This is a genomic window from Methanosphaera cuniculi (genome assembly GCF_003149675.1).
Classification (GTDB): Archaea; Methanobacteriota; Methanobacteria; order Methanobacteriales; family Methanobacteriaceae; genus Methanosphaera; species Methanosphaera cuniculi.
On sequence record NZ_LWMS01000031.1, the window covers coordinates 23,655 to 35,410 of the forward strand.

At 30.3% G+C, this 11,756-nt stretch carries 4 protein-coding genes; all 4 read left to right on the plus strand.

Annotated features, from left to right (window positions below; all coding sequences use genetic code 11):
- The first annotated feature begins 26 nt into the window (after positions 1-26).
- The 4 genes from MSCUN_RS04865 to MSCUN_RS04880 are packed head-to-tail and all read left to right on the plus strand — an operon-like array spanning position 27 to position 11,751.
- Entirely contained in the window at positions 27-4,559 is a 4,533-nt protein-coding gene (locus tag MSCUN_RS04865; RefSeq protein WP_095608521.1) for an Ig-like domain-containing protein, read from the plus strand.
- A gap of 60 nt (positions 4,560-4,619) precedes the next feature.
- Positions 4,620-6,224, plus strand: coding sequence for a hypothetical protein (locus tag MSCUN_RS04870; protein ID WP_095608520.1), 1,605 nt, complete (start codon positions 4,620-4,622; stop codon positions 6,222-6,224).
- Between the two features lies 1 nt (position 6,225).
- Positions 6,226-9,153, plus strand: coding sequence for a phage tail family protein (locus MSCUN_RS04875; RefSeq protein WP_095608519.1), 2,928 nt, complete (start codon positions 6,226-6,228; stop codon positions 9,151-9,153).
- Positions 9,154-9,168: 15 nt separating this feature from the next.
- The gene (locus tag MSCUN_RS04880; protein ID WP_095608518.1) at positions 9,169-11,751 is read left to right on the plus strand and encodes a hypothetical protein; all 2,583 of its coding nucleotides are present in this window, start codon (positions 9,169-9,171) and stop codon (positions 11,749-11,751) included.
- Positions 11,752-11,756 lie beyond the last annotated feature (5 nt).

The following is an 11,756-nucleotide window of genomic DNA, read 5'->3' on the forward strand; positions in this document are numbered from 1 at the left end:
ATAAAATATTAGTAGTTGATAATAAAATGAAAGAACCAAAAATAATAAAACCCCTTGATGTAAGAGTATTTGGAAATGTTATGACTCATAAAACATCAAAAGAGGGATTTATAAACTATTATTCAGATGTAACCTATAAAGGAAAATCTGAAATAAAATCACTTGAAAAAAATGTATTCACACTCACACCATTAGGTCGTGAAACTTACATGACTGCTGAAATAACAAATCCAAGTGGTGGAAATCAAGATATAAAAGTAGACCTTGACACAACAGTAGCTATAGTTTGTAATCTAACAACAAAAGATGATAATGGTAATTTTGTTCCTGTTGTAAATCACCAGGTTTATATTGCTGTAGATACTATTATCACAGATCAACAGCTAACAAATGAAAATGGAAGAGTAACTTTCAACTATATTTGTAGCACTTCCGGAAAACATCATATTAAATTTTATACCCGTTTTGAAGATGGATATAGAGGAACTGAAAAAAGTGTTTACGTGTCAGGATTTTATAAAACTGTGTTAACTCTTGATGAAAAAGAAACAAGAACAAGCCATACACAACCTGTAAACATAAAAGCAACATTAAAAACAGTTGATGGGAATCCTATACGAAATGCTAAGTTTCATTTGTACGAAAATAATAATGAAATTAAAGAATGTTATGATAATGAAATTTATAAAACTGATGCTACAGGTTCGTTTACATTTCCATTTCAAGAACGAAAAAACTTTAATGCTAATGTGAATTTTACTGATATTAATTTTCCGGATAAAGTTATTCAACATCAAACAACTGAAATCACAGGAAAACTTATAGAAACAAATACAGGAAATCCTGCTAAAAATCAATTAATATCATTATACCTTGATTATAATACTCCTCCCATATCAGAGACAAGAACAGGATCAGGTGATGATGACGCCGGTACATTTACAATTCCTTTTACAATTTATGATAATTCTACACATATTATGTTCATTACCAATAATCGTGATTCAAATTCAATAACATCAACAGGAAAATTACAATATGGAACAGATGTAAAAAAATATTCATTCCAAGCAGTACCTGTACCAACTGTTGAAATTGTACCGTCAGTTAACAATATTATACCAGGACAACCTTTAGAAGTTAGTGTAACAGTCGCAGATGAAGATGCAAGTTTTAAAGATGATAAAGTAATATGGTATTATTCACTTGATAATGAAAATGATTGGAAAGTGCTTTTCGAAGCATCAGAATCAACACTTAACTCTGATAATGTAGCTAAAACAAAATTCACATATACTAAAAAATGTGAAAATTTTTACCTTAAATGTACATATCAAGGAAACCAAAATTATGGGCAGAATGATAGTAATATTCTTAATATTCACTACCTCCCTGAAAATGTAAATGTGAATCTTAAATTTGATAGCAATCAATTCACCACGGAAACAGAAACTAAAATTTTCGCAACATTCACTGACAGTGCAAACAATCCAATACCTAAGTATGATATAAAATTTTATGAATATCCACGTGAGGGTGGAATATATAATATGTCAATGTATGATACACGATATCTAGGAGTTGCTAAGACTGATTCAAAAGGAGTAGCAACAATACTATACACTCCACGTGCTAGAGGAAATTGGGATATAAAAGCAGTGTATGAACTCAGTATCAACACACAGAAATTTGATTCAACAAGTACCCAAAAAAGTATTTTTGTTGATAAAAGAACAAGAAAAATGAACCTAAATATACCTTATGCAAATAATGAGGGTGATGATGTAAAAATTGAAATTACAGTCACTGATAGAGACACAGATGAACCTATAGCAAATGATACAGTAACTGTAGTATATCAACAAAATACAAGTAATGCAACAAAGATAACACAAACACTCACAACAAATAGTAATGGTATTGCTTCACTAACAATTCCAAAACTAAGTATTGGAACATATACTGTTACTGCTTCACTTCCTAGTATTGAACGTTATTATGCTCTTAACCAACAAAAAAGTTTTAAGGTAAGTAAAAAAGAAATTCCAACATTTTCATTTTCAAATATAAGATGTATGAAAGGAGAAACAATAGCGACTGAAATAAAAGCACCAAGTGATTATACTGGAAAAATAGAACTTAAAAATACAACAACAGGTAAAGTATTCGCTAACTATACATTTACATCTGATGATCAAGGAACCGCAATAGTAACAACAACAGTAACTGAAGAAGTAGGAGAATACTCATATATTCTTGTTTATGAGGGTAATGAAAAATATATGGCTGGAAGCACAACAACAACATCACAACTACTTCAAATTTACGGAAGTTTCACAATAGATTGTAAAAATGCAGACAGTAGTAAATTAATTGAAGCAAAAAGACTTACAAACCTTGTACTTTACGGTTATATTACAAATATATATAATCAACCTTACACAGGAACAATCGAATGTCGTATAAGAGATGAATTCTATGGAACTTTCAATGTATCAGAGGGTTATTTTGGAAAAGATAAAAATAATACAATCATGGAAGGAACAAATATCAATATTGATAGTGCTATGATTCAAGACGGTAAAAATGATTTACTACTCATATGTAAAGACTCTTTGACAGGGACAATAACAGAATCAAAATACACATTAAATGTAACAAAACAAGACTCCATATCATTATGGGTAGCAGAAAAAGCAAGTGTAGTAGGTGAAGACAATGAATTTAAATGCTATTATCCTTTGAACGCAACTGGAAAAATTGTATTTTATGAAACGGATAAAAATGGAACTCATGTGAACGAAACACCTATCGCAACACTTAATGCTATTGATGGAACACAACCTGCGAATACAACCCAAAAATCAATCAAAAAAAGTCTAGACTATTTTGGAGGTAGATCTGGTGGAGAGTATTATTATACTGCAAAGCTTATTGACGACCCTGGATATGTAAACTTTGAATCACAACCTGCTAAATATTCATATCATACTAAAGCAACAATAGCTCCTGGAAGTACTGATGTAAGAGCAAAAGAAAATGATCCTTTAATATTAAGTGTAACTGTTAAAGATACATTAAATAAAGCATTTACAGGAGTATTGTATTATGAAATTGACTACAATGGATCTATAACTGAGGGAAGTATCAATATAACAAATGGACAAGGGAGTTATAACATACCAACAAGTTATAGACAATATATCATTGGTAATAATACAAATATAACTAAGCTTACATGGAAGTATATTTCTACAGCAAGTGGATTAACTGATACTCAATTAGAAAAAATAAATACTGATGTAGAAACAAGAATGTACAATCAACCAAGTAAATTAGCAGGATACTTCGTAAACAGTAGCAGTAATTTTAATGATGCTCAGTTTAAAGAAACTGTTCAAAGTACAAACCATACTGACTTATTCACATTCTATTCAAGTTTAACAAGTGAGTCAAATTCAAGCTATAAAACAGTATATGAGTATAAAAATACAAAACAATTTAGAATACATGCTGTAATATCAGTATTTCCAAATAGTACAGATATTACAGATAGTGGTGGTCCTAGTAGTTCACGTCTGACACTTGTAAAAAATGCTATTACAAAAGTATTAACTGATTATCCTGATACTGCAGGTATATGTATAGATTATTGTAGATACCGTAGCGGACAAAATGTTGATACAAATAAGATTAATAAAATAACAGGAGTTATCAGAGAATTAACAAATCTTATTAAACAACTTGAAATCATGAATGGAAGAAGCTATATTATAACAAGCACTGTTTCTCCTGAAATTTATACAACTAATGAGGCTTGGAAATGTAATGCATACAATCAGAGTTATAAGGAATTTTCTCTTTGTTGTGATTTTGTAATGCCTATGCTTTACTCTTATGATTACATTTCAAATTATGATGGAACTACATTTTATCAAATGCTAGATAAATTTAAGAAAATGATTACGATGTCAGGAAAAACAACATCAAAAAATAATATGATAGGTATACTTCAAACATATCATGGAGACAATCACCCTGGAACAAAAACAGCAGTAAAAGAATTAATCTATAATACAATGGCAATGTATATGCTTGCAGAAAATGGTTATTTATATTTCCGAAGTGGATTAACAAATGGCATCTATTCAACTCCGAGTCAAGTATATCGTTATACATCAAATACAGGTGCAGGAGCAAATAACAAGGTTGAGCGTGATGTCCTTATAAAACTTGATTCAACAAGCACAACATTTAGCAAAAATGATATTAATACGGAAGGATTAAAATTTAGTATTCTTGACACATATGGAGGATATGTAACCGGAGGAACTGCAACAGTATATATTGACGGAATAAGTTGTGAACTTCTAAATCCTGCCTCACCGAATGCAAAAACAAGCCTACCTATTGTAGATACTAAACCGATGATTTTTAAAATCAAAGATATCACTTCAATCACTACTGGACAACATACTTTGAAAATTGGTTATAATGGAAATAAAGCAAAAGGAATTAATGGTGGATCAATGACAACAACAGTTACATTCACAACTTAACCTCCCTTTTTTTTCATTCTAAATTTTTTAAAGAATAACTAAAAAACAGGAAAAAAAATTATGTCACAATATGTATTATACGCGTTATGGAACAGTGACGCAGATAACTTATATTCAAAGGCAAGAAGCAATGCAATAATTGTTACCTGTCTTAATCCGCAATTTAGAATTAGTATAACACCTGAATCATATGGAGTAAAGAAAAATGGAACAATTAAATTTACAGGAGTAGTTCAAGATGAATATGGAAATCCTATAGAGGGTAATCCAACTGTTAAAAGAACAATAACATACCCAGATGGTACAACATCAACTACGACAGTAGAATACTCTGAAAAATTAGAGGATTCAATCATATTCACAACAGAAGGAATTTATAATATAGTATACACAGCAGAACAGTATATAGGATCAAAAGAAACCTACAATAAAGGAACAAGTGATGAATTTAAAATTAAATGTGGAATTATCAATACAAATTTATCATTATCATCAGATAAAGAAACTAACACAAATTATGGACGATGTGTAGTAGATGATAAAGTAGTTTTAACAGCAAAATTAACAGATGAGGAAGGTAAACCAGTTCATGACAGAACAATAAGCTTCTTTGAAAATGAATCATACAAATTAATAGGAAATGTTAAAACAAGTGCAGATGGAATAGCATCAATAATAACACCAGTTAGCAAGATAGGAGACACAAAGTTTATTGCTCAATTTGACGGTGATATTCAATACGGTCAAAAAAATAGTTCATTATATACAATTAATGCAATAAAACATAGCACCAAATTCATACTTGATAATAACACAATATACAAAGGATGGAAAGTAAAAGGACAATTTGTCGATGAACAAGACAGAGGAATAGGATATACAAATATAACACTCAGAGTAGAAGATCCTACAATAACAGACGCAACAAAAAAAGTAATCTTTACAAAAACAATCAAAACCAAAGAAGAAGGATTATTTGAAAGTGAGCCATTAGATATAACAACCACAACTAATACTCTTGATGTTTATATGAGTTTCACAGACACAACGGGAAGATATGAAAATATAACCTCTGAAAAAATAACACTTCAATATACAACAAAACTTAAATTCACTGCAAAATCATATAACTTCATAAATGACAGTTCAAAAATACCATATAGAGAATGGACTAATTTAAGCAATATTTACACAAGTGGAGCATATGCTACTTGTGGGTCAAAATGTACAAATAATAGTGCTATAGCAAGTAAAAATGGAACTAGACATACACCTGCTCCAATCAAAGTAAATGGTTTTAACTTTAGCATACCTGATGATGTTGTAGTATCAAATATGAAAGTATCAATTAGCACACGTAACAGGAGTTGTAGTAGTCAATCTGCACAAGTCAAAATACCAAGACCCACAGTAAGCATTAACACAAAAACTGATGGAACTCAAACAACGTTTAATAATGGAAGTTCATACATACCATACAATACCTTTAATACTTGTTTTGTTAATTTTTCAAATTTGAATTTGGGAAGTAGCATTGTGAATTCATCAGACTTTTTTGTATATATCACTTTTGGAAAAAATCAGACAACAAACATAGGACGTATTGATATTGAAAATATAACTGTAGACATTGAATATATACCAATCCAAGATGGAGGTTCATAAAATGACTACAAAAACAGTATATCCAATAGAAGTGGATCACACTTACACAGCAAAACAACATTTTGATATTAAAAAATATCACCTTAAAAAATGGGGTGGATTTGACACAATGAAAAAACCTGATGGTAAAATTACATGTGGAACAGGAAACTATCCTAAAATTGGAAGTAAAAATGATTCATTTAATAAACCTGCCCCAGTATATGTTAATTTTGGTTCGTTAAACCTACCAAATGGTTCAAAACTTGGAACTGTAAAACTTCACATGAATCAAAATACAATATGTACTAAATCAGACAAAAAGTCAAGTAATTACCCAAGTTTTGGAGCACCAACAATCAAAAGTTATAATAAAGAAATAGAAAATAACCAAGTAAAAGCAGAAGTAGTAACAGGAATAGCACCAACAGCAGATAATAAAGAAGTAATTTTAGAATTTAGAAATTTAACAGCTCATGATGTGAACGTGTCTGATTTTGGTTTTCTAATAATATATCCTGCAAACACTAGCCAAAATCAAGGTCAACTAACTATAGGGAATATTTATCTAGAACTTGAAACAGATGCAGTAGATATTGATTACACGGTAAAAGCAAATCCTGAAACAGTTGATATAGGACAAAAATTTGAATTAGAATTACATGTAGAACAAAGAGATATGGCAACATATACACCCGTATTTGAATTAAATTTTAACAATGTGTTACGATTTGATAAAAAAATAAGTGGTGATGGAACATTCAAAAATATTGGAACTGATAAAGAACCGCAATATCAATGGACTTCTACACTCACACAAAAACAAGCAACGATAAAACTTCAATTCACTGCAATTAAAACAGGAACATATGAAATTTCAATGATTGATGCACTGACAAATAATGCATATACAATAAATCTACCCATACTTCAAAAAGAATTATCTTGTAAATCTACATGTCGACTAGCAGAAACACCTAACATTAAAAGAATAAAACAAGATGAACGAGCAATTTACCAATTATCAACAAAAACAAGAAATTCACTTCTTGATGTATTACCGATTACACTTCATTTTCCATTATGTGCTGAATTTGAAAATATAAAAGAATTAGAAGAAGAAAACAATTTCAAATGGACTGCAGATAAAACAGAAAAAAAAGTCACAATGAATGCTGATATCGTCAACCTTGAATCACTTTACACAATTGCTCTAAGATTTAATGATTCAGGTGTTTATCCTATTCAAGCTGAGTATAATGGGAAAATTGTAGATACATGTTATGTAACTGTGTTACCAAAAAATTATACAAAAATGGCATATACAAAACTTGAAGTAACAGATGAAGATATATTAGAAGCATTAAGTACTAATCTTGACTATACAGCTATTAGCCATGCAAAATATATTTATACAGATGATGATGAAGATGGACTACTTCCTGAACTGGGAGAATATCAGGTAAGATTTGGAGTTTATAACCTTAATGATGATGTATCAGAGGAAGAATTTTTAGCGAATACTGAATGGTCACAAAGTAGAGAAACGAATGTGCTTGATGAATACAGAGTAAACTTTCATTATTTTAACAAATATCCTCTTTATTTTGTATGGACTATTGACTACATAGAAAGTCCTTTTTATGAAAAGATTAAAGTAGAATTTAGTGAACCTGAACTTTATGAAACAAAAAATAATACTTCATACAATCAAGAACCAGCACTTTATCCTAAACCTGTGATAAATCACATATTATCATCAGGAGAACAAGCAGTAGTAGAATTACCATCAAAAAAAAGTACAAACATAGTAAGATGCCATAACTTTAACGAACAAGTAGTATTTAGCAATGAAAAAAATGTTGTTTGTCAAGGAATGCAGGTAGAATGGGAATATGAAACAAATCAACAGGTAGAAATGATAATTGAAGTAAAAGCAAACACTTATGAAACAGGAACATTCAAAGGACTTCGAAGTATCACACTACCAGCTCCAAAAACAGGTGAAACAGTATCATCAGGAATAGAAGCAATAGGTGGAAAATGGGATTTATATGGACTCAGTCCTCATTACTTCCGAAGTGATACATTAAATTATCTTTGGGTTGATATTCACTTGAATAATCCTAATAATGTGGATGCAACAGTTAAACTTAGTAACATAAAATTAAAACTTTTCTTGATGGATTTCCAGGAGCAAGAATATAGTTTTGAAGTTGATGGTGAAAGAGCAGAAGACTATGGAATATTTTTTAAAAAAATGACTTGGGATTGGGGAACACAAAATGAAGTCAATTATTATCAAACAAGCGGAACTGATATTACAACAGCATATCGAAGCAATATCAATAAAAAAGACCTTGAATTAGAATTTGATGTTGGAAATTGTGACCTCCATGAAAGCGGAGTATTGCTTGAAAAGGTAACAAAATTATTCACAAACAAAAGAACATTATTTAACAAGCCAATACCCAAACGAATAATATTTGACCACTTACCAGAGTATGAATTTTGGTTTGTAAGAGAAGATGCACTAGAAGTTGAAGAAGAATATGGAGCATACACAGTCAAATGTAAACTAGTGATACCTGAAGGAACAGCAAGAAATAGAGCAGTAAGTATAACAGGAACAACAGGAGCAAACACCGGAGTAGCAAGAGTAAGTCCTACAATAGAGGGTATAGCAAATAATAACGGAATCATTACAATAACAGAATCGAATAGTAAACAATCAATGACACTTAAAACAGATGATATTAAAATTGGAGACTCATTTACGATTGATTGTATGAATCGTAAAGCATACCTTTCACCAAATGGAACAAACACACTAAAAGACATAACAAACTCCATATTATGGAATAGTAACTGGTTTATCATTGAAGATGAATACACATTTAAATCACCAGATAGTAATATTACCATGATACGATTCCAAGAAAGAAAATAAAAGAGGTGTTGGTAAATGGAAAATATAAATATAATCATACTTGACGCTTATGAAAACTTTATAACATGGATAGATGCAGATAAAATAGAAATTAAAGAAACAAACGCGATGAACACACAACGAAAAATTAGCATAACCTATCCCCTTGAACAAGAAATGACAGACTATGAAAGTAACTGGTTTGATGCAGGGAATAAAATATTTATTCCCTCTACACTAGGGACTGAAGCATGTCTATATGTTATTAATCAAGATGCTAATATTGACTTTTGGAATCAAAATGAAGTCACATTTGAAGCAGAAGAAGTACTGGTTGAATTAAATAATATTATATTTGAATACATAGGAAAAGATGCACTAAAAGTTAATAAAGAAAACTTAAAAGAATGGTTTGGAGACTTCTATGATATAGGATATGTTGATACACTTGATCCTAATAAAAATGTTATATCACCTGCAGGAACAATGAGTTTAATGAAATTATTAAGACTTATTGAAGAAGAAACTGGTTATATGTTTGGAACAAAATACTCACTTGTTGGTGATAATATAATTACACGGGAACTCCGCTTAAAAAAACCTGAAAATCTTGGAACTGCACACCCTGAAGCATTGGACTTGAATGCAGGAATTGAAAGTTTGGATTTGACTATGGATGAAACAGACACATACCAGGCAATGGCACCTGAACTCTCATTAAATGAAAACACGGCAGACAATATAAATAAGTCCACCTCTGCAACAACTACAACAGGAACGGGATCAACAACACGTGAAGAACTAGAAAAAGTCATGAGCAATTGGAAAGCACTCCAGGTAGATTATCGTGAATCTATACCTATGATAATTGACAAGACCGAAAATAATGGGGTGGAATATACTGCATATTGGTATGCACCCTTTCAAAAAAATGCAGGAGATATGTTTATTTATAATTTGAACTATACTGATGCGAAATATAAAACAGTAGTTCCTTATGTTGATGATACTGTTCTTGAACCTCAAACAAAAACAGGTTGGGTAACAACAAGTGAAACAAATGAATATGCAATTTATAATGCTCTTGCGAATGCATTATTAAAAAAGACAACTCCTAGTTTTGAATTGAATGTTGATGTTAAAGATATTCAACTTCTCACAGGAAATAGCATGCTTGGATATAACCTTCATGATAAATTATTAGTTAAAGTTCCAGGTATAGATTATTATATTAAGTGTACAGTAACAGAAACAGTTAAAAATCTTCACTTACCTGATGAAAATACTATCAAGCTTGAAAGTAATGTTGAAAGTGTATACCTTCAGGAAGAAACAGAAATAGAATGTAATGATCAAATAATACCCTCATCAATTAATCAAGTAGACATTACAGGAATACTTAAAGAACTAAGTGAATCACATATCCCCTTGTCTAATGAATTGGTAACAATTAATGTATCATTAAAAGAACCTTATGTATCAAAAAATACAAATTCAATTATTACTTCAATAACGCAGACAACAACAGAGTTTAAGCCTGAAGAAGAATATTATACATTTACAAATGATGAAATTGTAAACATGGCAAATATAATCTTTAACAATATAGTAAAAAATAATAAATATCCTCCTGCAGTGAATATGAGAGCAACAAATGGAAGAATATATAATGTTCCTTTCCAATGGTGTAGAGCATTATATTATGCAAGAAACCAAATATTTTTAGATGGTGATGAAAATAATAATTTAGGAAAAGGAAAATATCCTAATAGTCTAGAACTCCACCATTATAGCAACAAAACAGTACTAGAAAGATTTAATGACTTCACAAATTATAAAGGAGCAAGACAAGACCAAAAATACTTTGTAGACTATTTCTATTCATTAATAAACCATAGTAATAACCTAATAAAAAATAAATATTTCCCTAACTCATCAACAACAATAGATAAAGTAACAAGCGGGGACCATCAGTCAGGTGGAGACTGTTTAGATGTAGCTGTGTCAAATATTACTGAACTCTTTTTTGATTATAAAACAGAAAAAGAACTACAAAAAAAATTACGAACAACAATTAATTCAAAAGGGGAGGGTGCAGGAACACCAGTTAAAAATTTAGGAAAATATCTACCCGATTATGGATACACAGTTACCCCTATGAATATTACAAAAGAAAATGGTTTTGAAACAGTGAAAAAATATGTTGATCAACCAAATACTAAGGTAACGTTTTCAGTAAATGATACTAAATTAGCATATAATAATTTAAAATTTGAAGAAAATTCCCACCATGCTATTGCTTGTACTGGAGCTTTCATTGCGGAAAATGGAAAAAAATATGTGATGGTTGAAGATGGGTGGTATCCTGATTTTAAACCAGACTGGTGGCGTTTCTATTTGAATGCTAGTTATGTATATCAAGATGATATAAATGATGGGATGCGGAGAATAGTTTCATGGGATTCTATATATGGTGCATTTAATAGTTTATACACAAAAAATAATTATTATAATACAAAATTAAATAATTCATCTAAAGCCATTTCAATTATTTCATGTAAAAATGCTAAACAAAAGAGTTTTAAAAATCATACTGCTTCAGCAACAAAGACAACATAAAAAAA